We start from the raw sequence: 26,656 nt of genomic DNA, 5'->3' as shown, positions 1-26,656 counted from the left end.
AGGCTACATTCGAGTGGCTGGCACCGTAGAGGGCAGCGGTGGCTTCCTGAACCTGAACTCCAATGGGGGTTCAATTCAGCTGGGTGGCAGCATCACCACCACCGGAAACCAGACCTACTCTGGCAATCTGTCATTAACTGATACCACCAACCTCAACAGCACTGCAGGCAATATCAGCCTGAACAGTATCAGTGGTGGCGGATACAACCTTACCACCACTACAGCGGCTGGCTTTAACAGCCTGTTTACCGGTACAACCGCTGGCCTGGGCACCCTGACCGTTAATGGCACTGCACAGGTTCAAGATGCCATCAGCAGCAATAGCCACCAGAACTGGAATGGTGCTGTAACGCTCACAGGTGATACCTCCCTGACCAGCATCAACGGCAATATCTCATTAAATGGTGTTGATGGGGGTGGTTTTGATTTAACCAGCAATACCAGCGGTTTTGCATCCACCTTGCTGGCAGGCGGAATTACAGGTTTGGATACCCTGACAGTTAATGGCAGGGCTTCAGTGGGTGGGAGTCTGACTACCACAGGCACCCAAAGCTGGAACAACCTAACCCTAACCAGCAACACCTCTCTGGTCAGCAGCAGCGGCAATATTCTCCTGAATGGCCTGAGTGGAGCTGGATTTAACCTGACTTCCACAACTGACAATACCAATTTCACTGAGCTTTCAGGTGAAATTAACGCGTTAAATAACCTCACTGTAACCGGCAACACCCGGCTCGGCGGTAATGTCACCACCACCGGCAACCAGACTTATAACGGCGCCGTCACCCTGACCGGGGGCAGTGCCATAACTCGTACCCTGACGGCCAACGGCGGCAATGGCAGTGTTGCACTGGGCAGTGTCACAGCAGCAGGCAATGAAAGTCTGACTGTTAACGGTAATGCCACCTTCAACGACAGCATCACCGACCTGACACACCTGCAGGTTACTGGCGCCACCGCCCTGAACACCAACTCGGTCACTACCGCTGGCAACCAGACCTATGGCGGCACCCTGACCCTGCAGCAGACTGACACCACCCTGACTGTGGGTAACAATGCCAACCTGAACCTGGCCAGTGTTAATACCAGTGGAACTTACAACCTCACACTGATCACCGGCACTGGTGGATCGTTCAATCTGGGAAGCAATGCTTTTATTGAACTCGGCAGCGGTGATTTGGCTCTGTCTGCCGGTGGTACTGCCAGTTTCCACCAGAACAGTCAGATAACGGCCAGCAACATCAGTCTGACTGCTGCAGCATTGGCTTTTGCTACCGGCACAGCTCTGAATGCTGATGTAGACATTGCTCTGGCCACCGACACCTTTACCGCTGCCGGAACACTAGATGTTAATGCTGGGACTGCTTCCTTGACCGCACAGACCGACACCAAACACATTTATGTCGGCTTTGATTTCACAGGGCTGAATACGACTGGCAGTGCTGTTTATACCTTGACTCCACACATCACGATCAACGCCAGTGAGGTGCAGATTGGCAGCAGCAGTCACAATGCTGATATCACGCTGAACCAGCTACACGGCCCAACTTTTGATCTGAATGTAGTAACCAGCAATGGCCAGACCATTAACCTACTTGGAGGCTATAGCAGCACAGGCAAACTGACTCTGGATGCCGGGAACACAGGTATTGTCATCAGCAGCATAAACCCCGATGCCGAACCATCAGGCCCTGTGCATCCCAACTTCAACAGCGGCAATATCAGTGTTGGCGGTGATCTGCTGGTGAAATCTGATTTCAGAATGGCGGCAGAAGGGCTAACCGTTGAAAGCTCCAGTGGCAACCTGATATTTGAAAGAGGCCTTGCAGCAAACAATGGCAGCACCAACCTCTTCGATCTTAATCTGGTTTCCAAAGCTGGAGACATCATCCTTGATGGCCCTGTCAGTGACATCAACCATCTATCAGTCGATGCAGCTAAGAATGCTCAGCTTGGCACCATTGGCAGCTTAGCCGATCGCATCACCGGCCTTGATGTAATTGCTGAAACCATTACGCTGAACGGTGATATTCACACCATTGATCGATTGAGCCTCGCGACAGAGCTGAACTTCAGTAGTGGTACCGCAATAACGCTGAGTACGCTGGGTGAACTGAAGCTGGCAGTGAGCCAACGGGGAAATACCAGCAGCCAGACACTCGATCTGAATCGTCTGACTCTGGTTGCTGACTCCGTGCTGCTTCAAGGCAATGGTAATGACAAGCTGCAAGGTTATGATGCCAGCGTAAACACCTGGTTTATCACCGGAAACCGCAGTGGCAGCATTGAAAATGCAGCCTTCTCCACCACTTCAGGACCGGCACAAACAGCCACCTTCAGTGATTTTGCTCACCTGCAGGGCGGTGATGGCGGCGACACCTTCACCATCAGCGCCAGTCACACCGGCAGCCTCCACGGCGGCAATGGTGATGATCAGTTCATCCTGACCGGCAACGGTTTTGTGAATGGCATGATCAATGGCGGGACAGGTGCCAACACCCTGGATTCAAACGGCACCACCAGTGGTGTGACACTGGCGCTGAACCAGCATTTCAGCAATATCCAGACCCTGGTCGGCGGTAGTGGTGATGTGCTGCGTGGCAATGCCACCGGCACCAGCACCTGGATACTCGATGGTGCATCTTCCGGCACGCTGAACGGCATCACCTTCTCTGACTTCAGCCATCTGTATAGCGGCAGTGGCGGAGCCAATACCTTCATCGCATCCACTGGCACCAGTTATGCAGGCACCCTTCAACTGAGCGGCAATCGCAACAGCTGGGATTATGTAGCAAACAGGCAGCTCACCACTGGCCAGGTCATTGGTTCCGGCACGCTGACCATTGCACCTGCAGCCGGTAATACCAACATCACCATTGGTGCCGGCGGTTTGTTGTTGCCTAACCTGAGTGGTCACACCGGCACCCTGATCATCGGTGGCAGTCTCAGTAATGGTGGGCTTCCTCTGAATGGGAGTAATCAACCCACCATCAATACCAGTACCCTGACCGTCAATACCCCAATTCTGACCGGTGGCAGCCTTGTATTGATGGCCGCCAACTTACAACTGAACAGCGCTTCCATCCAGACAGGCGGCAGTATTCACCTTCTGGCGACCGGTAACTTCACGAGTTATGGCAGCAATGCAACAGGAAGCGGCGATATCACCCTGAATCAGAACACCACCATCCGCTCCAGCAGCGGTCAGATCATTGCTGCCGGGGGCATAGTTAATGCCAACCGGCTAACCCTGGACTTTAACGGCGGCAACCTGGAATTGGCTGTCAACTCAGCCTTCCAGGAAACCTCACAACCCAACCCCAACTCGAATGTTCGGGGTATAGAGCTGGCCGCTTCAACACGCTCGTTTATCCAGAATGTACTTGGTCTTGATCTGGTGGGTATCACTGTCAGCTTTGCCAACCCGGCTGCATCCGTGCTGGGTGTTCGAGCCATTGAGGTTATCGACATCGCCCTGTTTGAGGAAGATCTGACGCTCTTTGGTCGTGTGGGTGAGGGTGTGGCACTGGCTTTTGCTCAGTGTGAAGAGGTGGAAGGCTGTACACCGGATGTCACGGTTGAAGAGCTGACTGCATCCATTGATGAATTGCAATTGCGCATTAATCAACTGGAAAACGAACTGGAAAACACCAGTGATCCGGCACGCCGCCAGGTGTTGCAACAACTGCTGGAGGATTACCGCAGCCAGCAAAACGAGTTCCTGGCCTACCGCAATGACCTGCAGGACTTCACTGGTTTTGAACAGCAGTTTGAAGATGAGTTTGGTGCCGTCGGCCAGAACGAACTGGATATGGAAGCCCTGGAGCGTGAGGTGGCCATGATTGAAACCATTTATACCCGTGTGCGCTTCCTGGAAAGCCTGCAGTTTAACCGTGAAAGGCGTGAAATGTTTGCTGAGCGCACCGGCCTTGATCTGAGCGAAGAGCGCCTGTCACAGATTATTGACAGCACACTGCGCGCAGCGGCCCGTACTGAAGCACGGATCGAGAGGATGCTGGATGGTAACTGAGTCCACCCTGTTTCGCTGGTTGCTCCTGGCCCTTTTATGCTGGAGTAGCCTGTTATCAGCCAATCAGTTGGTACTGCTGGCAGAAACAGAACAACAGGAACCGGCTCCGATGGAAACAGAGGCACATCAGGCAACGCCTATCAGTACTGAGCTGGAGGATTCCCTGCAACTGCTGCTGGATCTGCAAGAAGGGCTGATTTTGACCTTGGCCGCTTGTGTGGATGAACCTCATTGTGTCACTGCATTAAATGAAGAGGAAATGAACCGGATGCAGGAAGAACTGGAAACCCTGCTGGCACAACAAGAGCCCGATGATCATGAGGGTCACGAACTGCAGGCACGTTTTCAGGCATTAAAAACCGGATACACGGAGCTGCAACAGGCGTTCCTGGAGGTCAGTACCCGCATTGACCGGGACAACCTGCAAGGCAACTGGGCAGACCAGTTTGTTTTTGATGATTTTGTGATTGGCCCAACCGTGCCCTTTCCGAATGAGCACCTGCTGTTAAGCCGATTCGAAGACCTGAACCAACCTCTACCCATCGAGTAGAGAAAAAAAGAGAAGGTGATTAACCCCATGTTTACCAAAACCAAAAAGCTTTCCATCATGTTTGCCGACATTTCCGGCAGCACCAAGCTTTATGACACCCTTGGCGATGCCAGGGCCAGAGAGGTGGTTGCCACCACCCTCAACCTGCTCACCGAGGTGATCCATCGTTACAAGGGCACAGTGATCAAAACCATTGGTGATGAAATCATGTGCACCTTTGATGATGCTGAAATAGCCACCAAAGCTGCTTGTGACATGCAGGAAAGTCTGGATGACGCCAACGAGGAAGGTGCTACCGAAGTCCCGGTAACCATTCGGGTCGGTTACCACTATGGCCCTTGCATCATGGAAGACGGTGACGTACACGGGGATGCCGTTAATGTTGCCGCACGCATGGCTGCTCAGGCCAAGGCCCGGCAGATCATCACCACGGCAGAAACTGCAAAACTGTTGCCATCGGCTTTACAGGAAAACACCCGCTTTGTGGACTACGCCTCCATCAAGGGCAAGGGCGAAATGGAAATTGTGGAGTTTATCTGGCAGGAAGACGACGTGACCTGCATGTCTGTTGATCTCTCGAACGTAACAGCACCCACCGCCAATCTGGTGCAGTTACGCCTGGAATACCGTGACACCTTTGTTTTACTGAATCACGAGCGTGAATTTGCGGTACTGGGCCGTAGCGCTACCTGCGATATTCCAGTCAATGAATCCCTGGCCTCTCGTCAACACATACGCATTGAACTGCGCCGTGACAAGTTTTTCCTCATAGATCAAAGCACCAACGGCACCTACATCCAACTCAGTGATGGCCGCCAGTCTTTTGCCAGACGCGAAGAAATCCAGCTCACCGGCGAAGGTGTCATCAGCCTCGGCAGGGCGCTGAATGACAATCCACAGGAACTGATACGTTTCTCCATTGAAGTCTGACCAGCGAAAGGATCGTCGCCATGACCCTGGAAAGCACCGATAGAACAAAAACAGCCATCGCCAAGTCTGCCGGCTTAACGCATCGAGGCCATGTAAGACAGGTTAACGAAGATGCCTTTTTAGACCGGGGAGATCATGGCCTGTGGGTAGTCGCTGATGGCATGGGTGGCCATGATGCCGGTGATGTAGCCAGTCGCATGATTGTGGAAACCCTGCGCTGTGTTCAACTATCTGGCCCACTGGCCGAACGTCTGAACCAGATTGAAGACATGCTGGATCAGGTTAACGAAAACCTGTTGGAGCGAAGCAGCACAACCAATGGCCAGAAACACATCATTGGCAGCACCATTGCCCTGCTGGCCGCCACTGACCGACGCATGGGTGTTGTGATGTGGGCCGGCGACAGCCGCATCTATCGACTGCGCCAAGGCAATCTGGTCCAGCTTTCAGCCGATCACTCCCAGGTGGAAACCTATATCCGCCAGGGTTTGATCACCCGTGAAGAAGCCAGGCGTCACCCTGAGCGCCACATCATCACTCGTGCCGTAGGTAGCCAGGAAGAGCTGTATCTGGAAGCTGATCTTTGTGAATTCAGCCATGGTGATCGTTACCTGTTATGCAGTGATGGCCTTACCCGTCACGTTGAAGATGATGAAATCCGTGAGCTGTTGGCACAAGGTACGCCTGAAGAAGCCTGTAACAAGCTGTTGGATCTGACACTGGACCGGGGTGCCCGCGACAATGTCACCGCTGTTGTTGTTGAAATTGACTGAGATCAGGAGTCACCATGGTTGATCCGAAGCGCATCCTGAATGATCTGGCAGACAGTGAGCTGGCACTGCCGGAGTTTCAGGTAATGTTGCAAAGCCTGTTGCAGCAGGGTGCCTTTTCGCTGGAAGCCTTCAGCACAGCGCTGGAGTCTTTTGTTACTGATGGACGGATCAGTCCTGCCCTGGCGGAAAAGATCACTCAGCAACTGCCAGACACCCAGCCGGATATCCGCCCCGAAACCATTGAAACGGATGATGAAGCGGTTACGGTACTGGCCTGGCCACAACACACCGCAGCAGACGAAACAAACCCGGAGGATGAAGCACCCACACAGATTGCTTACCCTCAGGGTCAACCTGACAGCAGCCTTGATGACGATGAAGCACCAACTCTGATTGCCTACCCGCCAACATCTGCGGCAATGACTGACGATGAGGATGAAGCGCCCACCCAAATTGCTTACCCACAGGGAGAAACCGCTTTTCATCCTGATGATGACGAAGACGAAGCGCCCACCATCATCAATACCGATACTACTGGCATCAACAGCACCTACTCACCCACCAGCAGTACGGATTTTCGTAACCAGACCCAGCAAACCTCCGGGCATCATTCCACCACCGGTTTCCAGAGCACAACCGGGTATCAAACCACCACAGGCACCACCACCAGTACCTCACAGCGTTCCTGGGATTTACCCGGTGCCACCAGTCCGCAGCTGCAGAAACTCGGACCCGGCTCCATCATCAAGGATCGTTTTATCCTCGACAAGGTGCTGGGAGCCGGTGGCATGGGCAAGGTGTTTCAGGCACGTGACCTGTTAAAGGTCGAAGCCAACGACGCCAACCCCTATGTAGCCATGAAGGTACTGACCGAAGACTTCAAAGCTCACCCTCAGTCCTTTATTGCCCTGCAGCGTGAAGCCAGCCGCCAGCAGAAACTGGCCCACCCTAACATTGCCACGGTTTATGACTTTGACCGCATTGGCATGACTGGTACCCAGGTGTTCATCACCATGGAACTGCTGGTCGGTAAACCGCTGGATACCTACATCCGCAAAGTGGTGCGACCCAAGGGTGGGCTGCCTTTTGAAGAAGCCTTCCCGATCATTCAGCAGTTGGGAGCCGCCCTGTCCTATGCACACCAGCGCGGTATCGTCCACTCGGACTTTAAACCGGGTAACGCCTTTTTGTGTGATGACGGCACGGTGAAAACCCTCGACTTCGGTATCGCGCGAGCCGTTAATGCCGGTGGTTCCGATGCTGAAAAGGACAAAAAAGACACCGCTGCAAAAGCAGAAGGCAGCAAGGATGAATTTGACGCTGGTTCACTGGGTGCCCTGACTCCGGCCTATGCTTCACTGGAAATGCTGCAAGGCAAGGATCCGTCCACCCAGGACGACCTTTATGCCCTGGCCTGTGTGGCCTACGAACTACTGACCGGTTATCACCCCTTCAACAAAAAATCAGCCGCCAAAGCGCGTGAAGCCAAACTGGTGCCCGGCCCCGTCAAAGGCCTGAAAAAACGCCAGATGAAGGGGCTGATCCACGGCCTGGCCTTTGAAAAGGAAAAGCGAACCCCTACCGTTGAGCAGTTCCTGGAAGAGCTGGAAGGCAAGGCCAACTGGCACAAAAACCCCTGGGTACTGGCTTCTGCCTTCACCCTGGTACTCGGTGTAGCTGCCTACAACCCGGTCATGAACCAACTGGATGAACGCCATATTCAACGCCTGATTGCTGATGTACTCAGCGGCCAGCCCCAACTGATTGAAAACACCATCAACCAATTGCCACAGCTGGATGTCAATGCCCGCAACCGGGTGACTGAAAATGGCCGCGAAGTGTTGCAACCCTGGTTCCAGCAACTGATCAACCGTGCGGTTAATCTTGAAGAAGGACGCTACGACTTTGATCAGGCTGAAGTCGAACTGGCTCGTATGGCACAGCTTTATCCAGACTCGGCAGCCCTGAATGCCCAGCGCAACCATCTGGATCTACAGCGTAACCGCTACATCCATCAACTCAGCCAACAGTTGAACCAGGCACTGGATAACGAGTGGTTGTTGCCATCCACCGAACGTGAACAACGCAGCATCAGTGAAATCCTGTCGCTGGTGATTGCTGTTGCTCCCCAGCATGCCCTGCTGGAAGACCCACGCATCCCTGATGCTTACGCCACCGCTGCTCAGGAAGCCATCAACCTGGGCGATCTGGAGCAGGCTCGCATCTATCTGGATATAGGGCTGGCACGCATGTCGCGTGACATCGACCTGATCAACACTCAGGATCGCTGGCAGCTGGCACAGGATCGGCAACGCCGTGAAAGCCGTATCAGCCAGTTGCGAGAAGCCTTTGGTGAGCAGGAAATGACCGAACCCAATCTGGCACTGTTCACCAGCAACCGGGAAGCGATTATTGAGCTGGCACGCCTGTCTCCTGACGATACTGCACTCAGCACCCTGGCTGGACTGGCGCAACCTCTGGTGGAAGCAACCCGCGATGAAAACAATGGTCAACCCTTGGCCAACAGCCAGCGCGAACTGCTGCTGGCGTTAGGTCTGTACCAGCCACTGATTGAACTGCAACAACCCACGGAGCCCATTGCACGGCATTTTGAGCAGCTGTTAAACCAACCGGCACTGACCCATGAATGGGAAGCAGAAGTTCGTAACCTGCTGTTCTACCTGCAGGCACATCACTCAGCCCGCCACCCTGCGGTCACCAGCGGCCGGGATCGACTGGCTCAGATTTACCTGGACCGAATCAACAGCCTTGAAGAAGAAAGGCGCTACAGTCTGGCCCTGTCACTACTGGATCGAGCCAACAGTTTCCGACTTAATGAACCCCGCCTTGGTGAGGCTCGCGTCCGTATTGATCAGGATCACACCGCTTTCCTGAGGGAGCGTGAAGCAGCAGCACTCCAGGCCCGCATCAATGGCCTGCAGGGTAACCTGCTGGTGGAAGCCAGGGCACGCGAGATGGAAGCAGCAGAACGCACCCTGTCTGAACTGCGTCTGTTTATGGAAGACAATGACCCCTTCCTGACCATCACCGCAGCTGATGCAATGGCAGAAGCTTATCTGGAGCTGACGGAAAACGCCGGTCGTCAGGGCAATTTCCGCCAGGCAGTGCAACTGGCTGACCGAGGTCTGGAAATCTCACCCAATGATCTGCTGCTGCAAACCACCCGTGAGCGTTACCTGGTCGAAGGCAATATCGAGGAACTGAACCAGTTGTTCCGTGATTCGGAGCATTTCGATACACCGGCCGCTCAGCGGATGGTGGATGAAATTCGTACCTTTGCTCCAGCACGTTATCCGGACCTGGAGCGCCAGTACACGCTGATACTGACTGAGCGCATCCTGCAACTGGCCGAAACGGATCGACGCCAGGGTGAAAGTCTGGCCACCCGAGCTGCCATCCTGTTCCCCGGCAGCACCCGTCTGGCCCAGCTGCGTGCTGAACTGGCTCCGCCACCCTGGATTGAAGGTCGTACCGCACGGGCAGCTTTGACCACCGGACGCCTGTCAGAAGCACGCAACATTCTTGAATCATCTCGGAATCGCCTGCCCGATCATCCCGAGGTACTGGATTTTGAAAAGGATCTGAATGCCCGCATTCGACAGGCAGAACAAACCTTTGCGGCTTTTTCTGCCAGCCTGGATGCACAGGAGTTTGATCTTGCCAGAACCCGACTGGGCGAAGCCCGCCAGCTTTGGTCGGACAACCCCACCTACCGCGGCGCCATTGCCACCCTCAGTGAACGCATGGCACAGCAGCGCTGGCAAGGGCGTATTCTGCAGCGAGATGTGGACATCCGCACGCTGCGGGCCAATGCCGAGCTGACAGGTGCTGATGTCTCCGCTCAGGAATGGATACCCGTGGAAAGCATGCGTCCTTGCACCGAAGATCTCGCCGGTTTTGGGCGCCGGGCACGAGCCATCTGTTTTGACATGCTGCATGACCGGGTGCGTGGCCCCTTGATGGTTGTGATTCCCGGCAATGACCAGCAAACCGGTTTTGCCATCAGCAAATATGAAGTCTCCAATGAAGATTACAACAAATACTGCTTTTTCAGTGGCCAATGCCCGGTCAATGACAACCTGGATAAAGACCTGCCCCGTACCGGTCTGAATATCCAGCAAATTCGTGAATATACTGAGTGGTTATCGGCACGCACCGGTCATACCTACCGCCTGCCAACACGTGATGAATGGCACCACGCGGCCTGGGCACAAGGGCAACAGCCACCCAGAGATTACAATTGCCGGGTTCGCCTGGGTGGCCAGATATTAAAAGGTGACCAGATCAACCGGGTATCCACCGGTCACCAGAACGGTTGGGGATTACAGAACTTTATTGGTAACGCCCAGGAGCTGGTGCAGCAGGGTGACCGCTTGCTGGCTGTTGGCGGCTCCTACCAGGACCCCCATGCCGAATGCGGGCTGGACTTTGTTCGCAACCACTCCGGTGCTGCCGATGCAGTGACCGGTTTCCGGCTATTACTGGAAGAAGTGCAGGCGCCCCTGCTGCAAGCATCCACTAACCCCTGATTACAGCTGAGCACAGAGAATACAAGCAATGCAAACCAACCTGAAAACCCTGTCACGCCAGTACGCCAATGGCATTCTGACCAAAACGGAATACCGCCGGGCTCGAGCGGAATTGATCGAATCAGCACAGGACAGTGATCTGACAGAGCCTCAGGCTACCCTGCCCTACAATGCAGAAGGGGAAGATGGCCCCAGTGGCAACAAAGACCCGGAGCCTGAGCCGATTCGCCCTGCCACTGCAGTCAAGAGCAGCACAGTGGCAGGGACAAAAATAGATCGGTGCCGGTTTCGTAACCGGTTACTGTTACTGATCAGTGGTTTGCTGCTGGTCGGACTGTTGGTGCTGCTGCTCTGAAGGCCACCACTCAGCAGCATCGGCATCATTCACCCCGCCACTGGGGCGGCCGCTTTTCCACAAAGGCACAGATCCCTTCACGGGCATCCTGGGTTTCCAGGTTTTTTGCCATCACTTCCGAAGTCCAGTCATAGGCGTCAGCCAGAGACATTTCTCCCTGGCGATAAAAGGCTTCTTTGCCTATCGCCAGGGTCCTGGATGATTTTGAAGCAATCAAAAGCGCCAGCTTCAGGGTTTCTTCTGCCAGCAGTTCATCATCCACCACCCGATTGACCAGACCGATCTGTTCAGCACGATGTGCGGTGATCATTTCCCCGGTCAGCAGCATTTCCATGGCATGTTTCGGGTGGACATTACGTGTCAGCGCCACCATGGGTGTGGAGCAGAACAAACCAATATTCACTCCGGGTGTGGCAAAGCGTGTGTTCACACCAGCCACGGCCAGATCACAGGAAGCCACCAACTGACAACCCGCTGCAGTGGCCACCCCCTGCACTTGTGCAATCACCGGTTTGGGCAAGGCCACCAGCCTTTGCATCACCTCACTGCAACGGCGAAACAAAGCCAGCTGTGCTGCGCTATCCCCCAATTGCCCCTGCACCTCCCGCAGGTTATGCCCGGCACAGAATACCGGACCTGCCGCCGCGATGATCAACACCCGGATGGACGCATCAGCACTCACCGCTTGCAGCCGTTGATCCAGCAGTTCCAACATGGCCAGTGACAGGCTGTTGCGAGTCTCCGGCTGGTTCAGGGTCAGACGCCCAACACTCTCACCAGCCATCTCCAGAGTGATGGCGTTTTTTTGTTGTTCGGTCATGTTATGCTCCCCTTAAACTTTTGTTTTTTCTTTATCTTCCATAAGGAAAATAGCATGGACACCAACCCTCAGGAACTACTGCGCACCATCCGCAGCATAGCCATTGTTGGCATCTCCAACAAACCCGAGCGCGCCAGCTACCGGGTTGCCGCTTATCTGAAAGAGGCCGGTTACAAGGTATTCCCGGTGAATCCCCAGTATCAGGAAGTGCTCGGTATGACCTGTTACGCCAATCTGACTGAACTGCCCGAGTCAGTGGATCTGGTGGATGTATTTCGCAAGGCAGAGGACTGCCTGCCGGTGGCCGAAGAAGCCGTCAGAGTCGGTGCCAAAGCCTTGTGGCTGCAACTGGGCATCAGTAACCCCGCCTGCCGCGCTCTGGCTGAAAAGCATGGTCTGGCTTATGTGGAAGACAAGTGCACCAAGATTGAGCATGCTCAGTTGAACCAGAGCTGATTCAGCCACAGCACCAGCGGCATGCTCAGCATCGCCGCCAGTGTCTGGGCGGTGATGACAGCAGCCATCAGGGGAGCATCCCCGCCCAACTGCCGAGCCAGAATATAAGCACTGGTTGCCGTTGGCATGGAAGCAAACAGCACAAGTACCGCCTGCTCCTGATGGCTTAACCCCAGCAGCAGGCTGATGCCCACCGCCAGCAGCGGCATCGACAGCAGCTTCAGCAGGCTGGAATACACCAGTGGCCCACCGGCTCCGCGCAAGGCGTCCAGATTCAGTGCCACACCCACTGCCAGCAGTCCCAACGGCAAGGCTGCCCGTGACAGAATTTCCATCACTGGCTGACTCCAGCCTGGCAGGCCAATGCCGGTGACATTCAGCAGAATGCCGGCCAGACAGGCCAGAATCAGCGGGTTCTTCACCACTGCCAGCAGCGTGGTCTGCAGGCTGGCCCGTTGTTCCCCGGCATAAACGGCAAACACCAGCACACACAACAGATTCAACAAGGGAATCATCAACGCCATGATCACTGCCGCCAACGCCAGCCCCAGACTGCCGAACAGCTCAGCCGACACCGCCAGTGCCACATAGGTATTAAAGCGCAGCGCACCTTGATAAACCGATGTAAACTCAGCACCATGGCGGCTGATCAGGCGCCGCAAGGCAACCACCAGCAGGCTCATCACCAGCAACAACAACAGCACTGCAAGCAACACCCGACCCACTGCCAGCCCGGAAAAATCGGCCAGTGCCAGGCGTGTGGTGAGCATTGCCGGAAACAGGAAAAAATACACCAGGCGTTCCAGTTGTGGCCAGAAATCCCCGGATGGAAAATTCAACCGCTTCAGCAGAACACCCAGCAGTATCACAACAAAAACCGGACCCAGCGCATGCACCAGTGTCAGCATATCTCTGATTTTCTCCGTTTTATGCGTCACCCGACCGCAGGCAGGGGCAATACGCCTTTGCTAAGCTGATTGATCCTGTTTACACCACCAGGCTGAACCCTGTTGATCCGAGAACCAGACATGACCCGGACCCGTTCCAGAAAACCCTATCCGCTGAATTTTTTCATTCTGGTCACCCTGCTCAGCATCCTGCTGGTCATCTGGTATGTATCAGACTACCTGCGCGACCACCAACAGGATCGGGTCAACTGGCATTTGTCTGAACAGTGTGAATTACCCGGCCCCAGTTGTCAGGTTAGCTTGCCTCACGCCCGCAGCCTGCGTTTTACACTCCACAGCGAAGACCCCAGGCCACTGGAGCTGTTACCCATCACGGTCCAGCTGGAAGGATTCAGTGCGGCCGAGCTGGAGCAGCTGAAACTGGAAGTGGATCTGCAAGGACGAGACATGTACATGGGATACAACCGCACCACCATGATGCATCAGGGCGGAGGTGTATTCACTGCCACACCACTACTCAGCCTGTGTACCGACAGCGTGATGGTCTGGCGTGCCAGCATTCTGGTCAATCAACAAGGCATCAACCTGCAACCCACCTGGGGCAGTTATTTTGACTTCACGGTGATTCAGTGAAGTGTCGCCAGATGCTGTGAAGCGCCTGCATCTGCGGGCCTTCACGGGTATCAAAGGCAGAGGATTCATACCCCCACCAATCCCAGCAACCTTTTGGATTCGGCAGGCTTTTGCTGATCTGCGGGAATACCACCACCAGCTCACGGGCATCCGCCTGCTGCAGATAACCGCTTTGTCTGATGAAGGTTTCACCCAGCACTTCGCTGGCTTGCTCACAACCGTGCAACACCATCAACAAACCACAGCGCCCAGGTTCGGCACACCCATCCGGCAGATAAACAAAACCCTGATCGGCCAGTCCCTTGCTGGCACCACGCAATACCCGCTGATCAAAAGGTAATAACTGCCCTCTGGTCTGAGTGGTCACCTCATGGCGCACGGCACCATCCAGGTGTTCAAGACCGGCTGCAGCGCCGGAAAAACCACAGGCATTCATAAAAGGAGCCGCAGTCAATGCACAGGCCACTCCGTCACGCTCCGTGGGTAAACCATGCCCGGCAAACGGCTGGGTATAACTCAATAGCCCCTCATCAACCAGTTGTGCATAACTTTTTTCCACCACTTCACTGACCCGCCAGTTCACCACTGGGTCCACGCCACCCCGATAAAGATAAACCCGGCTGGATGCCAGGTGTTCAGGATCACCGATCTGGCCTTCAGCCGCCGACTCCTGAATCGCCAGCAGGGTGGTTTCCACACTCGGCACACCACGACTGACACCCATGCAGCGGTGCAGCGCAGCACTTACGCCCTGACGTGCACAGGCATAAGGACTGGCTGAAAACAGTGCCACACCGCGGATTTCCTCGGGCCAGGCCAGGTGTAACTGATGCGCCATGGTGGCACCGGAAGACAAACCGGCCAGATACAGGCGCTCAGGATCTGTCTGTACCTGTGGCAAGGCAGGAATCGGATCTTTACCAGCGGAGCAACCGAGCAGGAACAACACCAGGCTCAGTAATAACAGCAGTAAAACTCCACGACGGCAGAATAAAAAACTGGATTTCATGCAGCATTCCCTGTGGATAAGTTAGTGGATCATTCTGACATAAACTGTTCAAGTACTGTGTTTAACCAGCGCCAGCCCAGTGCTGAACAGGCCAACCGCGATGGGTCATCCGTCCAGAGTTCACGTTGGCGCAAATTGGCCAGCAACGGCTCAATGCCTGCCAGCGACAAACCAGTACGCTGAGGATAAAGGGCAGCATCCACCCCATCGGCCAGACGCAGGGCATTCATCATGAATTCAACCGGTCGCGCTGCGGCATCCAGCACTTCACTTCCCGCCAGAAAATCCCGACCTTCCAGCAAGCGTGACAGATAGGCCTGAGGCTGACGGGTTTTCCAGCGGCGTTCAATAAAAAGACCACCGGGTGCCGCTGCATCAACGCGGGTTAATTTGCCATGGGCACCGGCTCCCAGCCCCAGATAATCACCAAAGGTCCAGTAGTTGAGGTTGTGACGTGCCTGGTGGCCGGGTCGGCAATAAGCCGACACCTCATAGTGCTGAAAACCAGCCTGCTGCAACACAGCCTGCCCGGCATCCTGGATCGCCACCAGCAGGTCTTCTTCCGGCAGCGCTGGTGGGCGACGGAAAAACTCGGTATTGGGTTCCAGCGTCAACTGATACCAGGACAGGTGAGTGGGTTCCAGTTCCAGTGCCTGCTGCAGATCAGCCAGCGCCAGGGCTTCGGTCTGCTGTGGCAAACCATGCATCAGGTCCAGATTGAAGTTGTCAAAGCCGGCACGGCGTGCCGCCAGTGCCGCCAGACGGGCTTCATCAGCGGAGTGAATGCGCCCCAGTGCCCGCAACTGCTCAGCACCGAAAGACTGCACGCCCATCGACAGGCGATTGATGCCGGCATCCCGGTAACCGGCAAAACGTGACTGCTCGACCGTGCCGGGATTGGCTTCCAGGGTGATTTCACAGGCATCCGGCAACATCAGCCGCTGACGCAGTTCCGCAAAAAACCGGCGGTAACCGGCCGGGGACATCAGGCTGGGGGTACCGCCCCCAAAAAAGATCGATTCCAGCGGTCGACCGGCCAGTTCCGGCCAGGCACGCAACTCATGATCCAGATCCGCCAGCAAGGCCTGCACATAGTGTTGCTCGGTGGCTTCATCCAGGGTCGGCAAACCGGCCTGTGCACCGGTTAAGGCATGGGAATTAAAGTCACAATAGGGGCATTTGCGCACACACCAGGGCAGGTGCACATAAAGGGATAACGGCAGCACAGCGCCTGTTACACCAGGCATCTCAACCATGGCCATCAATGACCAAAACGCTGCAGCAACTGCTCAAGCAGCAGCTGACTGGCCCGCCCCCGATGAGAAATGCGGTTCTTGTCTTCCTTGCTCAACTCGGCAGCGGTCTTGCCCAGTTCCGGCAACCAGAATAGTGGGTCATAACCAAAACCACCCTCACCCCGTGGGGCAGTCAGAATGCGTCCTTCCCAGCTGGCCTGCACGATCACCGGTGTCGGATCATCAGCAAAACACAGGAAAGCCAGCACACACCAGTAGCGTGCAGTGCGTTCAGCTTCCGGCACTCCCTGTAAACACTCCAGCAGCAGCGCATTGTTCTCAGCATCGCCGCAACCGGGCCCGGCAAAACGGGCCGAATAAATGCCCGGTGCGCCCTGCAGGGCATCCACTTCTACCCCGGAGTCGTCAGCCAGTGCCGCACAACCGGTATGCAGGGCCGCATTACGCGCCTTGATCAGGGCATTTTCCACAAAGGTCAGACCGGTTTCTTCCGCTTCCGGCACCCCATGAAGCTGCTGGGCTTCCACCTGCCAACCCAGGGGTGCCAGCAGCCCGGAAAACTCTTTCAGTTTGCCGGCATTTCCACTGGCCAGTATCAGTTTTTGTGTATTCATCGGGGTTAGTCCAGATACAGGCGACGAATGAAATGCAGTTCATGGGGTGGCTCACCGGGTGCATAAATCACCCGCAGGTTAAAGCGCAGTGGATCATCATGGCTGAAACGGAAGGTGGCAATATGCGAATAACCTTCTCGCCGCCCCACTTCCACCATGCGAAAACCCAGACCGTTGACCTGTCCGGCCAGATTACCCACCTGCCCGGATACCGTGGCCCGTACCGGTTCCACTGAACCATCATCGAGACGTTTCAATACGGTGACCCGCACCATACCCTGCCCGCGGCTGCGCACCAGATTGTAACCCTGCGCCACCTGAGGATTCAGAAAGGCCGTGGGCAACACGTCATAATGGATTTCGTAAGCACCGACCCGGTCAATGCCGCTTTGCTGGGCCACCACTGGCGCAGACACCAGCAGCAACATCAACAGTGCAGTAAACAGCCCGGTGGTATGAGTGATCAATCTTGGCATCTGTGACTCCTGAAAACCCTGGTTATGCCTGAAGGATTAACGACCAATGCGATAAATGGCCACTTCTCCGAAAAGGTTCGGCCATACCCGCGCCTTCCAGTGACCTTCGTAAGCCAGATCGCCCACAGCCCGATCCAGCACCTTCAGCCCCTTTTCACGCAGCAGAACTTCAAAATCCTTGAAGGTGATCAGGTGGATGTTGGGTGTGTCATACCACTGATAGGGCAGGGTTTTGGATACCGGCAAACGCCCCTTGAAGGTCAGGTAAAAGCGGCAACGCCAATGGGCGAAGTTGGGGAAGGTGACAATCGCTTCCTGCCCGACCCGCAGCATCTCGTCCAGCGCCAGATCCTGACGGCGCAGCACTTGCAGGGCCTGGGTCATGATCACCGTGTCATAACTGTTGTCAGCAAAGTTGCCCAGTCCACGGTTCAGATCCTGCTCAATGACATCCACACCGCGGCGAATGCAATCGGTGATCTTGTCGGCGTCAATTTCCAGCCCGTAACCGGTGACCTGCTTGTGTTGCTGCAGATGGTGCATCAGTTCACCGTCACCACAGGCCAGGTCCAGCACGCGACTACCGGGGCGCACCCAGTCAGCAATAATGGCAAGATCCTGTCTCATGATACAGCTCCTTCAGCATGGCTTTCTGCTGCCACTCGCTGCATGTAGGCAGTAAACACCGCTTCATAACGCTGATCCGGAATCAGGAAGGCATCATGCCCATGCGGTGACTTGATGCGGGCATAACTGACCCGCTTGCGAGCCGCTGTCAGCGCATTCACCAGTTCTTCCGAACGACGCGGTGAAAAACGCCAGTCGGTGGTGAAGCTGACCACCAGAAAACTGCACTGAGCTTCACTCACTGCACGCGGCAGATCTCCTCCGTAACGGGCCGCCGGATCAAAATAATCCAGTGCCTTGGTCATCAGCAGGTAGGTGTTGGCATCAAAACTTTCGGAAAAGGTTTCACCCTGATAACGCAGGTAGGACTCCACCTGAAACTCCACATCAAAACCGTAATTCAGTTTGTCGCTGCGCAGGTCACGACCGAATTTTTCACCCATCGAATGCTCCGACAGGTAGGTGATGTGACCAATCATGCGGGCCAGTCCCAGACCATGACGTGGAATCACCCCGGCTTGCTGGTAACGTCCTTCCCGAAAATCCGGGTCGGACATGATGGCCTGGCGCGCCACTTCATTAAAGGCAATGTTCTGGGCTGAAAGACGCGGCGTACTGGCAATCACCACCGCATGACGCAGGCGCTGCGGATGACGCAGGGACCACTCCAGCACCTGCATGCCGCCCAGACTGCCACCCACCACGGCCGCCCACTGCTGAATGCCGAGTCGATCCGCCAGCAGCGCCTGAGAATCCACCCAGTCCTCCACCGTCATCACCGGAAAATCCGGGCCGTAAGGCTGGCCGGTGGCAGGATTGATGGAAGAAGGGCCGGTGGAGCCATGGCAGCCACCCAGATTGTTCAGGGCCACCACAAAAAAGTGCCGGGTATCAATGGGTTTACCGGGACCGATGTAACTGTCCCACCAGCCGGGTTTGCGATCTTCAGGATCGTGATAACCAGCGGCATGATGATTGCCGGACAGGGCATGGCAGATCAGCACCGCATTACTGGCGTCCGCATTCAGCTCACCATAGGTCTCCACCATCAATTGCCAGTTTTCGAGGCGATTGCCACTGGCCAGTGGTAAAGGCTGATCAAAGGTGAACGTCTGGGGCTGAACCAGCCCGACCGAATCGGTGGGTGGAAAAACATCTCCGGCTGCGGCAGTCATCTTGGGCGCATCTTCCTTACAGCAGTAAACCAAATGGCGGCCTGCTAATCTAACACATCACTGCCTGGTAAAGGAGTCTGCAATGGTGTTTCTGGTGACCCTGCTGCTGGTCATGCCGCTGATGTTGCTGCTGTTCTGGCTGCTGCTGCGTTTTGGGCAGCGCAACCTGCGCCAGCGCCCGGAACGGCTGCTGGAACTGACCCGACTGGCCCGTTCCGGGCAGTTGGAAGAAAGTGCCTGGGACTTCGGTCTGGCCCACCCGCTGCACCATGACCCTGAAGCCGAAGCGCTGCGACGGGCACTGTTACAGGTGGCGCAGCAATACCATGTCAGCCACCGACGCATTCATCACCACAAAAGAGATTTTCTGTTCACTGATGAAGGATTACAGGCACTGGCTCGCATAGAGCAACAACTTGAACAACTGGTTGAAGAACGCAACACCACATAACGTTGTCGCTGCAACCCGCGTCAGCTAAAATAGGCGATTAACTTTTTCATCGGCAGGTCTTCCACCACCTGTCACCCCCACACCCCCAGAATCGCAGGTCATCTATGTTACGGATCGTTGAAGAAGCCCTCACCTTCGATGATGTTTTGCTGGTACCCGGTTATTCCGAAATCCTGCCGAAAGACGTCAGCCTGAAAACCCGCATCACGCGCAACGTGGAGCTGAACATTCCACTGGTTTCCGCGGCCATGGATACTGTCACCGAAGCGCGTCTGGCGATTGCCATTGCCCAGGAAGGTGGCATCGGCATCATTCACAAGAACATGACCATTGCCCAGCAGGCTGCTGAAGTGCGCAAGGTCAAGAAACACGAAAGCGTGGTGGTGAAAGACCCCGTCAGCGTGGCACCCACCACCAAGATCCACGAACTGATGGAAATGGCCGCAGATTACGGCTTCTCCGGCTTCCCAGTGGTGGAAGGCGACAAGCTGGTGGGCATCGTCACCGGTCGTGACCTGCGTGTGAAGCCCCATGCCGGTGACACCGTTGCGGCCATCATGACCCCAAAAGACAAGCTGGTCACCGCCCTGGAAAACACCCCGCTGGAGCAGATCAAGGCACGCCTGTACGAACACCGCATTGAAAAAATGCTGCTGGTCGACAAGGACTTCCACCTGCGCGGCCTGGTGACCTTCCGTGATGTGGAAAAAGCCAAGACCTACCCACTGGCCGCCAAGGATGCCAACGGCAGCCTGCGTGTCGGTGCCGCAGTCGGCACCGGCCCGGAAACCCCCGAGCGCGTCACTGCCCTGGTTGAAGCCGGAGTGGACGTGATTGTGGTCGACACCGCCCATGGTCACTCCAAGGGCGTGATTGACCGGGTGCGCTGGGTGAAGGAAAACTTCCCGCAGGTGGATGTGATCGGTGGCAACATTGCCACCGCCGAAGCCGCCGTGGCACTGGCCGAAGCCGGTGCTGACGCAGTGAAAGTGGGCATCGGCCCCGGCTCCATCTGCACCACACGCATTGTCGCCGGTGTCGGTGTGCCACAGATTTCCGCTGTCTCCAATGTGGCTGACGCCCTCAAACCCTATGGCATCCCGCTGATTGCTGATGGCGGTGTGCGTTTCTCCGGCGACCTGGCCAAGGCCATCGTTGCCGGTGCCAGCGTGATCATGGTTGGTGGCCTGCTGGCCGGTACCGAAGAAGCACCGGGTGAAGTGGAGCTGTATCAGGGCCGGACTTACAAGGCCTACCGTGGCATGGGTTCACTGGGTGCCATGGGTCAGTCGCAGGGTTCTTCTGACCGCTACTTCCAGGACAAGGATGCCGGTGTGGAAAAACTGGTACCGGAAGGCATTGAAGGCCGCGTACCCTACAAGGGCGCCATGAGTGCCATTGTGCATCAGCTGATGGGTGGCCTGCGTGCCTCCATGGGTTACACCGGCTGCGCCGACATTGAAACCATGCGCAACAAACCACGCTTTGTGAAGATCACCGGTGCCGGCATGCGGGAATCTCACGTCCATGACGTGCAGATCACCAAAGAAGCCCCCAACTATCGCGTCAGCTGAGAGATTTGATATCCATGCAGTCACCTGTACAAGACATTCACGCCCACAAGATCCTGATTCTGGACTTTGGCTCCCAGTACACCCAGCTGATTGCCCGCCGCGTGCGGGAACTGGGCGTTTACTGTGAGATTTTTGCCTTTGACATGAGTGAAGCCGACATTCGCGCTTTTGCTCCGAAAGGCATCATTCTGGCTGGTGGTCCCGAGTCCGTCACCGAAGTCGGTTCCCCCCGCGCCCCCGAGTGTGTTTTCACCCTGGGTGTGCCGGTACTGGGCATCTGCTACGGCATGCAGACCATGGCCGAGCAACTGGGTGGCAAGGTGCAAGGCTCCAATGTGCGTGAATTCGGTTATGCACAGGTGCAACTGGAAGCAGAGTCAGCACTCTTTCATGACATCCGCGACCACCTGACTGCCGATGGCAAGGGCCTGCTGGATGTGTGGATGAGCCATGGTGACAAGGTGGTGGAACTGCCATCTGAATTTGTCATCACCGCCTCCACCCCCAGCTGTGCCATTGCTGCCATGAGCTGCGAAGCCAGACGCTTTTACGGCGTGCAGTTCCACCCGGAAGTGACCCACACCCTGCAGGGCAAACGCATGCTGGAGCACTTCCTGCGTGAAATCTGCGCCTGTGATGCCCTGTGGACTCCGGCCCAGATCATTGAAGACCTGATCCAGCGGGTGCGCGAACAGGTGGGTGACCGCAAGGTGCTGCTGGGTCTGTCCGGTGGCGTGGATTCTTCCGTGGTGGCCGCCCTACTGCACAAGGCCATTGGCGACCAGCTCACCTGTGTGTTTGTTGACAACGGCCTGCTGCGCAAGAGTGAAGGCGATCAGGTGATGGAGATGTTCGCCCGCAACATGGGTGTTCGCGTCATCCGTGCCGATGCAGAAGCACTCTTCCTTGGCCGCCTGAAAGGGGTCAGCGACCCGGAAGCCAAACGCAAGGTGATCGGCAACACCTTCATTGATGTGTTTGATGAGGAAGCCAACAAACTGAAAGATGTCGACTTTCTGGCGCAGGGCACCATCTACCCGGACGTGATCGAATCCGCCGCCGCCAAAACCGGCAAGGCGCACGTGATCAAATCTCACCACAACGTGGGTGGCCTGCCGGAAACCATGCGCATGGAACTGGTTGAACCCCTGCGTGAACTGTTCAAGGATGAAGTGCGCAAGATTGGCCTGGAACTGGGCCTGCCCTACGACATGGTGTATCGCCACCCCTTCCCTGGTCCGGGTCTGGGCGTGCGCATCCTGGGTGAAGTGAAAAAGGAATACGCCGACATCCTGCGTGATGCTGACGCCATCTTCATCGAAGAACTGCGTGCAGCCGGTTGGTACGACAAGACCAGCCAGGCCTTTGCTGTATTCCTGCCGGTCAAATCCGTCGGTGTGGTCGGTGATGGCCGCCGTTATGAATGGGTCATTGCCCTGCGCGCCGTGGAAACCATCGACTTCATGACTGCCCGCTGGGCTCACCTGCCCTACGAGCTGCTGGAAAAAGTCTCCAACCGCATCATCAATGAACTTGCCGGTGTTTCCAGGGTCACTTACGACGTGTCCTCCAAACCCCCGGCGACCATTGAATGGGAATGAACCTGATCCTTCTGCAACGTTTAAGCCTGTGGCTGCTGGGCCTGATTGGTCTGGCAGCCCTGGCTGTTCCTGCCAGCGCCAGCACCGGCAGCGGTTTCAATCCGCTGGAGCACCGCATGGTGATGATCCAGTCACGGCTGATGCTGACCTCAGAGCAAGAGTCCTTTTTTGAGGGCAAGGAGCTGCAACAGAGCTTCCGGGTGGTGGCCAAAAATCTGCTGCAGGCGATGGAGCACTCCGTCTGTCCGCTGGGCGAAGCTCAACAGCAGGTGCGGCTGAACCGGATTGAAACCTTCGGCATTTTTATGCGCCTGGTGGCCCTGGCTGAAAATGCCAGCTTTTCACCACCAGACAGCCTGCCTGCCAATCAATACATGGGATTAAGGCTGCTGAATGCCTGTGAAGAAGGGCAGCACCAGCGTGTACTGGAAGCGGCTCTGGCACTGACTGATGCAAACAGAAGCTAACCCCTCAAGCCTTCGCAAGCCCGAGTTCTACATGCACCGCGCACTGGAACTGGCTGCTGAGGCGGCCAGCCTGGGTGAGGTGCCAGTGGGTGCCCTGGTGGTGAATGCTCAGGGTGAAATCATCGGTCGGGGGTTCAATCGCTGCATCAGCCTGGCTGACGCTACTGCCCATGCCGAAATGCTGGCCATTCGTGAAGCCTGCAGCCATCTGGGTAACTACCGCCTGACCGATTGCGACCTCTACGTGACACTGGAGCCTTGCACCATGTGCATGGGGGCCATCATGCATGCCCGCATCCGTGCACTCTATTATGGTGCCAAAGAGCCACGTAGCGGCTGTGTGGAGTCAGTGTGCAATCTGCCAGCCCAACCCTGGTTCAATCACCGCTTACAAGTGCAGGGCGGCCTTTTGAAAGGAGCCTGCAAACAACAACTGGAAGCCTTTTTTGTGGATCGCCGCTGAGCACTCTCAGCCGGCCCACTGCAGCAACTTCAGACCTGCCACTCAGGATTGCCTCTGGCGTCATCCTGCTGCTCGGCTTCCGTTGACTCATGCCCAGGCGCCACCAGTGATTCATCAGCCATCGACTCAGTCATGCCAGTATCTGGCGGCAACTCCTGTTCACCGACAATGCAGTTACGACCACAACCCTTGGCCGCATAAAGTGCCATATCCGCGCGCTTCATCAGCTGCGCCACAGTTTCCGGCGAATGATAGGTTGCAATGCCAATGGATGCTGTCAACTTCAGATTCGGATGATCCTCAGCCACTTCAACAATCAGTCGCTCCATATCCGAGCGCAGCCGCTCAGCAATACGCAGGGCTTCCTGATACCCGGTCTGAGCCAGCACCAGTACAAACTCTTCACCGCCGATGCGGGCCACATAGTCCACATCACGGAGGGTGCGGCGAATCTCCTGCGCCACGGCAATCAACACCTGATCGCCCACACCGTGGCCATAAGCATCATTAATGCGCTTGAAATAATCCAGATCAACAAAGGCCAGCGAAAAGGCATAATTCCCACGATCCGCCAGACCCTTCTGACGTCGAATAATCCGCATCAGATGGCGGCGGTTGTAAAGCCCGGTCAACTCGTCAGTCACCGCCAACTCTTCAATGCGCGCCTTGGCAGCCGCCAGGTGCGCATTACGCCGCTTTAATGCCAGCCGCAAACTGGCTATCTCGGCACCCAGCAGGCTTAAACCGATCAACGCCAGCAGAAAAACCAGTGCGATCAGGGTCTCATGAGACCAGTGCACATCCAGCGGACTCCATAACACCTGCGCCAATACTGCCAGGCAATAACTGGCCAATAACAACACCGCCAGCAGAGGTAACTTGCGCGGATGAAAACGAAACACCGCAAACAACATCAACAGAATAAAATTAACAATTAACAAGCTGCGGATTTCAGCAGCGGCATACATGGCATAAGTATTCACCAACAAATGCCAACCCAGCTGATGGGCCGTCAAACTTGGATCAGTGAAAGTCAGATTGCGAGAAGAGTGGATTAACCAGGGAAACAACAAATAACCAAGGCTGGTCAGCAGCAGAAATGCAGCAAGCTGTGGTATCTCCCACCCCACATAACCCAACTGCCAGGCCAGCAGCATCACCAGGCTGGCAGCAAAACCGGCACCGCTGGCCATCAGCGAGCGTCTCAGACGTAACTGCTGTGCCACCAACTGCGACTTGTCCTGCACAAACGGAGAATCCATTACTCTGTTCCTGAACGCCGGGACAAGGTGTTAGTATCAAACCATCACCCCGGCCATTATTGTTATGTTGGATAAAATTCAGCCATCTTAAGTAGCCTGCCATTTAAATGTAAACCCTTTTTTAACCAATATCGGAACCAAATCACACTTTTTCCAGAATATTCATTCACATGAAAGTAACCTGTTTTTCAGACTCACTGCTCGACTGGTATCAACATCAGGGGCGCAAGCACCTGCCCTGGCAACAGACACAAGACCCTTACCGCATCTGGGTGTCAGAAATCATGCTGCAACAAACCCAGGTCACCACCGTACTGGGTTATTACCAGCGCTTCATGACTCGCTTTCCCGATCTGGCATCCCTGGCTGCAGCCAGCCTGGATGAAGTGCTGCACCACTGGGCCGGGCTGGGTTATTACAGCCGCGCACGCAATCTGCATCGCTGCGCCCAACAGGTGGTTGCTGAACACCAGGGGGCGTTTCCGGTTCATGACCAGCAACTGATGGAAGCCCTGCCTGGCATTGGCCCCTCCACCGCTGCAGCCATTCGCGCTTTCAGCACCGGTGCACGTGCCGTGATTCTGGACGGTAACGTGAAACGCGTTGTTGCGCGTTATTTTGCCATTGAAGGCTGGCCAGGACAGTCGGCCATCACCCGACTGTTATGGCAGAAAGCCGATCAGTTGACCCCAGACACCCGTCTGGCTGAATACACCCAGGCCATCATGGACCTGGGAGCCACCTGCTGCACACCACGCAACCCGCAATGTGGCAGCTGCCCGGTGCAGGAGCATTGCCAGGCACACCTGCAGGGACGCACCGACCAGCTACCCACCGCAAAACCGGGTAAAAAACTGCCGGAACACACCCGCCACGCACTGCTGTTAACCAACCCGGCTCAACACCTGTTACTGGAGCAACGCCCTGCAAACGGTATCTGGGGCGGCTTATGGAGCTTGCCGGAGTTTGACGAGGCGTCACAGTTGCAACAATGGCTGGAGCAACAATACCCAGGCAGCAGCCTGACTGGTGATGTTCATCAGCAACTGCACACCTTCAGTCACTATCGATTGCAGTTGATGATTCACTCACACCAGCTCAACACAGACGCTGCCAACCCGGGTGAACCCAGGGCTGAACCGGGTTATCACAGCCGACCACTGAACTGGTATGATCCAGACACAAGATCCAGCATTGGCCTGGCCGCACCGGTCAGTCGTTTACTGCAAGCCCGATCAAAGACCTCTTGAGCCACTGACAGCCTTGATCTCTAATTTTATGGCTTTTTGGGAGACCCCATGACTCGCACCGTTTTCTGTCGCAAATACCAGCAAGACCTGCCCGCACTGGAAACCCCACCCCTGCCTGGCCCACGCGGCCAGGAAATCCTGAACACAGTTTCAGCAAAAGCCTGGCAGGAATGGATGGCTCACCAGACGCGCCTGATCAATGAAAAACGCCTGAAAGTTTTTGAACCGGCAACCCGTCAATACCTTCAAGAACAGATGGAAGGCTTTTTTAACAACGAAGAAATTGATCAGGCCGAGGGTTATGTACCCCCGTCTGACCAGTGATGAACTTCACCAGAGCCGCGCCAGCTAAGCATCTGAACAAAAAAAGGATTTTTTTTCATAAAAGCGCTTGACGGACGAAAGCAAAATCTATTTAATGTGCAC

General features: G+C 55.7%; 24 protein-coding genes. 15 read left to right on the top strand and 9 right to left on the bottom strand.

The window, feature by feature from the left end:
• The 6 genes from BT114_RS14980 to BT114_RS12995 all read left to right on the top strand — a co-directional run.
• The coding region (locus BT114_RS14980; protein ID WP_177247094.1) for a hypothetical protein at window positions 1–4,030 on the top strand (4,030 nt) is incomplete at its 5' end.
• The gene (locus BT114_RS13015; RefSeq protein ID WP_072326934.1) at window positions 4,020–4,580 is read left to right on the top strand and encodes a hypothetical protein; all 561 of its coding nucleotides are present in this window, start codon (window positions 4,020–4,022) and stop codon (window positions 4,578–4,580) included. The genes BT114_RS14980 and BT114_RS13015, both read left to right, overlap by 11 nt.
• Window positions 4,581–4,607: 27 nt before the next feature.
• Window positions 4,608–5,510, top strand: coding sequence for an adenylate/guanylate cyclase domain-containing protein (locus BT114_RS13010; protein WP_072326933.1), 903 nt, complete (start codon window positions 4,608–4,610; stop codon window positions 5,508–5,510).
• 20 nt (window positions 5,511–5,530) lie between these two features.
• On the top strand, window positions 5,531–6,283 hold the full coding sequence (locus BT114_RS13005) for a PP2C family protein-serine/threonine phosphatase (protein WP_072326932.1): 753 nt from the start codon (window positions 5,531–5,533) through the stop codon (window positions 6,281–6,283).
• Between the two features lie 14 nt (window positions 6,284–6,297).
• Entirely contained in the window at window positions 6,298–10,833 is a 4,536-nt protein-coding gene (locus BT114_RS13000; protein ID WP_072326931.1) for a protein kinase domain-containing protein, read from the top strand.
• Window positions 10,834–10,861: 28 nt separating this feature from the next.
• Window positions 10,862–11,188: an SHOCT domain-containing protein gene (locus BT114_RS12995; RefSeq protein ID WP_072326930.1), complete on the top strand. Its 327-nt coding sequence runs from the start codon at window positions 10,862–10,864 to the stop codon at window positions 11,186–11,188.
• 25 nt (window positions 11,189–11,213) lie between these two features.
• Here BT114_RS12995 and BT114_RS12990 read toward each other — a convergent pair whose 3' ends face one another.
• A complete protein-coding gene (locus BT114_RS12990) occupies window positions 11,214–12,008 on the bottom strand; it encodes an enoyl-CoA hydratase (RefSeq protein WP_072326929.1) in 795 nt (264 codons plus the stop codon).
• 54 nt (window positions 12,009–12,062) lie between these two features.
• Here BT114_RS12990 and BT114_RS12985 point away from each other — a divergent pair, with 54 nt between their 5' ends.
• The gene (locus BT114_RS12985; protein WP_072326928.1) at window positions 12,063–12,464 is read left to right on the top strand and encodes a CoA-binding protein; all 402 of its coding nucleotides are present in this window, start codon (window positions 12,063–12,065) and stop codon (window positions 12,462–12,464) included.
• Here BT114_RS12985 and BT114_RS12980 read toward each other — a convergent pair.
• Window positions 12,446–13,372 (bottom strand): AEC family transporter, encoded by a 927-nt coding sequence (locus BT114_RS12980; RefSeq protein ID WP_072326927.1) that lies wholly within the window; start codon window positions 13,370–13,372, stop codon window positions 12,446–12,448. The genes BT114_RS12985 and BT114_RS12980 overlap by 19 nt on opposite strands.
• A gap of 120 nt (window positions 13,373–13,492) precedes the next feature.
• On the opposite strand from BT114_RS12980, the gene BT114_RS12975 reads away from it, so the two are divergent.
• Window positions 13,493–14,005 (top strand): hypothetical protein, encoded by a 513-nt coding sequence (locus BT114_RS12975; protein ID WP_072326926.1) that lies wholly within the window; start codon window positions 13,493–13,495, stop codon window positions 14,003–14,005.
• Here BT114_RS12975 and BT114_RS12970 read toward each other — a convergent pair.
• From BT114_RS12970 to metX, 6 genes are read right to left on the bottom strand one after another with little or no spacing between them, the layout of a single operon-like run.
• Window positions 13,989–15,014 carry an extracellular catalytic domain type 2 short-chain-length polyhydroxyalkanoate depolymerase gene (locus BT114_RS12970; protein WP_072326925.1) on the bottom strand — a complete coding sequence of 342 codons (1,026 nt, stop codon included), beginning with the start codon at window positions 15,012–15,014 and terminating at the stop codon, window positions 13,989–13,991. The two genes, BT114_RS12975 and BT114_RS12970, sit on opposite strands and share 17 nt — an antisense overlap.
• 29 nt (window positions 15,015–15,043) lie before the next feature.
• Window positions 15,044–16,261: a radical SAM family heme chaperone HemW gene (gene hemW, locus BT114_RS12965; protein ID WP_072326942.1), complete on the bottom strand. Its 1,218-nt coding sequence runs from the start codon at window positions 16,259–16,261 to the stop codon at window positions 15,044–15,046.
• A 14-nt stretch (window positions 16,262–16,275) separates the two neighbouring features.
• Window positions 16,276–16,884: an RdgB/HAM1 family non-canonical purine NTP pyrophosphatase gene (rdgB, locus tag BT114_RS12960; protein WP_072326924.1), complete on the bottom strand. Its 609-nt coding sequence runs from the start codon at window positions 16,882–16,884 to the stop codon at window positions 16,276–16,278.
• A gap of 5 nt (window positions 16,885–16,889) precedes the next feature.
• Window positions 16,890–17,360 (bottom strand): DUF4426 domain-containing protein, encoded by a 471-nt coding sequence (locus tag BT114_RS12955; RefSeq protein WP_072326923.1) that lies wholly within the window; start codon window positions 17,358–17,360, stop codon window positions 16,890–16,892.
• 36 nt (window positions 17,361–17,396) lie between these two features.
• Window positions 17,397–17,987, bottom strand: coding sequence for a methionine biosynthesis protein MetW (metW, locus tag BT114_RS12950; RefSeq protein ID WP_072326922.1), 591 nt, complete (start codon window positions 17,985–17,987; stop codon window positions 17,397–17,399).
• Entirely contained in the window at window positions 17,984–19,162 is a 1,179-nt protein-coding gene (metX, locus tag BT114_RS12945) for a homoserine O-succinyltransferase MetX (RefSeq protein ID WP_072326921.1), read from the bottom strand. The genes metW and metX overlap by 4 nt, the downstream gene beginning before the upstream one ends.
• 82 nt (window positions 19,163–19,244) lie before the next feature.
• Here metX and BT114_RS12940 point away from each other — a divergent pair, with 82 nt between their 5' ends.
• From BT114_RS12940 to tadA, 5 genes are all read left to right on the top strand, one after another.
• Window positions 19,245–19,613, top strand: coding sequence for a hypothetical protein (locus BT114_RS12940; RefSeq protein ID WP_072326920.1), 369 nt, complete (start codon window positions 19,245–19,247; stop codon window positions 19,611–19,613).
• 104 nt (window positions 19,614–19,717) lie between these two features.
• Window positions 19,718–21,187, top strand: coding sequence for an IMP dehydrogenase (gene guaB / locus BT114_RS12935; RefSeq protein WP_072326919.1), 1,470 nt, complete (start codon window positions 19,718–19,720; stop codon window positions 21,185–21,187).
• 14 nt (window positions 21,188–21,201) lie between these two features.
• A complete protein-coding gene (guaA, locus tag BT114_RS12930; protein WP_072326918.1) occupies window positions 21,202–22,788 on the top strand; it encodes a glutamine-hydrolyzing GMP synthase in 1,587 nt (528 codons plus the stop codon).
• Window positions 22,785–23,255 (top strand): hypothetical protein, encoded by a 471-nt coding sequence (locus tag BT114_RS12925; protein ID WP_072326917.1) that lies wholly within the window; start codon window positions 22,785–22,787, stop codon window positions 23,253–23,255. The genes guaA and BT114_RS12925 overlap by 4 nt, the downstream gene beginning before the upstream one ends.
• A complete protein-coding gene (tadA, locus tag BT114_RS12920; RefSeq protein WP_245770448.1) occupies window positions 23,239–23,718 on the top strand; it encodes a tRNA adenosine(34) deaminase TadA in 480 nt (159 codons plus the stop codon). The genes BT114_RS12925 and tadA overlap by 17 nt, the downstream gene beginning before the upstream one ends.
• 29 nt (window positions 23,719–23,747) lie before the next feature.
• On the opposite strand, the gene BT114_RS12915 is transcribed toward tadA, so the two are convergent.
• Window positions 23,748–24,980 carry a GGDEF domain-containing protein gene (locus tag BT114_RS12915; RefSeq protein WP_072326915.1) on the bottom strand — a complete coding sequence of 411 codons (1,233 nt, stop codon included), beginning with the start codon at window positions 24,978–24,980 and terminating at the stop codon, window positions 23,748–23,750.
• Between the two features lie 170 nt (window positions 24,981–25,150).
• Here BT114_RS12915 and mutY point away from each other — a divergent pair, with 170 nt between their 5' ends.
• Together mutY and BT114_RS12905 are read left to right on the top strand one after the other, a co-directional pair.
• Window positions 25,151–26,230, top strand: coding sequence for an A/G-specific adenine glycosylase (gene mutY, locus BT114_RS12910; RefSeq protein ID WP_072326914.1), 1,080 nt, complete (start codon window positions 25,151–25,153; stop codon window positions 26,228–26,230).
• Between the two features lie 48 nt (window positions 26,231–26,278).
• A complete protein-coding gene (locus tag BT114_RS12905; RefSeq protein WP_072326913.1) occupies window positions 26,279–26,554 on the top strand; it encodes an oxidative damage protection protein in 276 nt (91 codons plus the stop codon).
• The last annotated feature ends 102 nt before the right edge of the window (window positions 26,555–26,656 follow it).

It is taken from the genome of Marinospirillum alkaliphilum DSM 21637 (assembly GCF_900119735.1).
Lineage (GTDB): Bacteria > Pseudomonadota > Gammaproteobacteria > Pseudomonadales > Halomonadaceae > Marinospirillum > Marinospirillum alkaliphilum.
The sequence above is the reverse complement of the archived record's forward strand: the minus strand, read 5'-3'. Positions and strand labels throughout refer to the sequence as shown.

Coding starts and splice junctions, on each gene's coding strand:
- BT114_RS12985 (WP_072326928.1), top strand. CDS start 12,063: ATGGACACCAACCCTCAGGAACTACTGCGCACCATCCGCAGCATAGCC.
- metW (WP_072326922.1), bottom strand. CDS start 17,987: ATGAGACAGGATCTTGCCATTATTGCTGACTGGGTGCGCCCCGGTAGT.
- BT114_RS12970 (WP_072326925.1), bottom strand. CDS start 15,014: ATGAAATCCAGTTTTTTATTCTGCCGTCGTGGAGTTTTACTGCTGTTA.
- BT114_RS12915 (WP_072326915.1), bottom strand. CDS start 24,980: ATGGATTCTCCGTTTGTGCAGGACAAGTCGCAGTTGGTGGCACAGCAG.
- BT114_RS13010 (WP_072326933.1), top strand. CDS start 4,608: ATGTTTACCAAAACCAAAAAGCTTTCCATCATGTTTGCCGACATTTCC.
- BT114_RS12975 (WP_072326926.1), top strand. CDS start 13,493: ATGACCCGGACCCGTTCCAGAAAACCCTATCCGCTGAATTTTTTCATT.
- BT114_RS13015 (WP_072326934.1), top strand. CDS start 4,020: ATGGTAACTGAGTCCACCCTGTTTCGCTGGTTGCTCCTGGCCCTTTTA.
- BT114_RS13005 (WP_072326932.1), top strand. CDS start 5,531: ATGACCCTGGAAAGCACCGATAGAACAAAAACAGCCATCGCCAAGTCT.
- hemW (WP_072326942.1), bottom strand. CDS start 16,261: ATGCCTGGTGTAACAGGCGCTGTGCTGCCGTTATCCCTTTATGTGCAC.
- guaB (WP_072326919.1), top strand. CDS start 19,718: ATGTTACGGATCGTTGAAGAAGCCCTCACCTTCGATGATGTTTTGCTG.
- BT114_RS12925 (WP_072326917.1), top strand. CDS start 22,785: ATGAACCTGATCCTTCTGCAACGTTTAAGCCTGTGGCTGCTGGGCCTG.
- BT114_RS12990 (WP_072326929.1), bottom strand. CDS start 12,008: ATGACCGAACAACAAAAAAACGCCATCACTCTGGAGATGGCTGGTGAG.
- metX (WP_072326921.1), bottom strand. CDS start 19,162: ATGACTGCCGCAGCCGGAGATGTTTTTCCACCCACCGATTCGGTCGGG.
- tadA (WP_245770448.1), top strand. CDS start 23,239: ATGCAAACAGAAGCTAACCCCTCAAGCCTTCGCAAGCCCGAGTTCTAC.
- rdgB (WP_072326924.1), bottom strand. CDS start 16,884: ATGAATACACAAAAACTGATACTGGCCAGTGGAAATGCCGGCAAACTG.
- BT114_RS12980 (WP_072326927.1), bottom strand. CDS start 13,372: ATGCTGACACTGGTGCATGCGCTGGGTCCGGTTTTTGTTGTGATACTG.
- BT114_RS12995 (WP_072326930.1), top strand. CDS start 10,862: ATGCAAACCAACCTGAAAACCCTGTCACGCCAGTACGCCAATGGCATT.
- BT114_RS13000 (WP_072326931.1), top strand. CDS start 6,298: ATGGTTGATCCGAAGCGCATCCTGAATGATCTGGCAGACAGTGAGCTG.
- BT114_RS12955 (WP_072326923.1), bottom strand. CDS start 17,360: ATGCCAAGATTGATCACTCATACCACCGGGCTGTTTACTGCACTGTTG.
- guaA (WP_072326918.1), top strand. CDS start 21,202: ATGCAGTCACCTGTACAAGACATTCACGCCCACAAGATCCTGATTCTG.
- BT114_RS12905 (WP_072326913.1), top strand. CDS start 26,279: ATGACTCGCACCGTTTTCTGTCGCAAATACCAGCAAGACCTGCCCGCA.
- BT114_RS12940 (WP_072326920.1), top strand. CDS start 19,245: ATGGTGTTTCTGGTGACCCTGCTGCTGGTCATGCCGCTGATGTTGCTG.
- mutY (WP_072326914.1), top strand. CDS start 25,151: ATGAAAGTAACCTGTTTTTCAGACTCACTGCTCGACTGGTATCAACAT.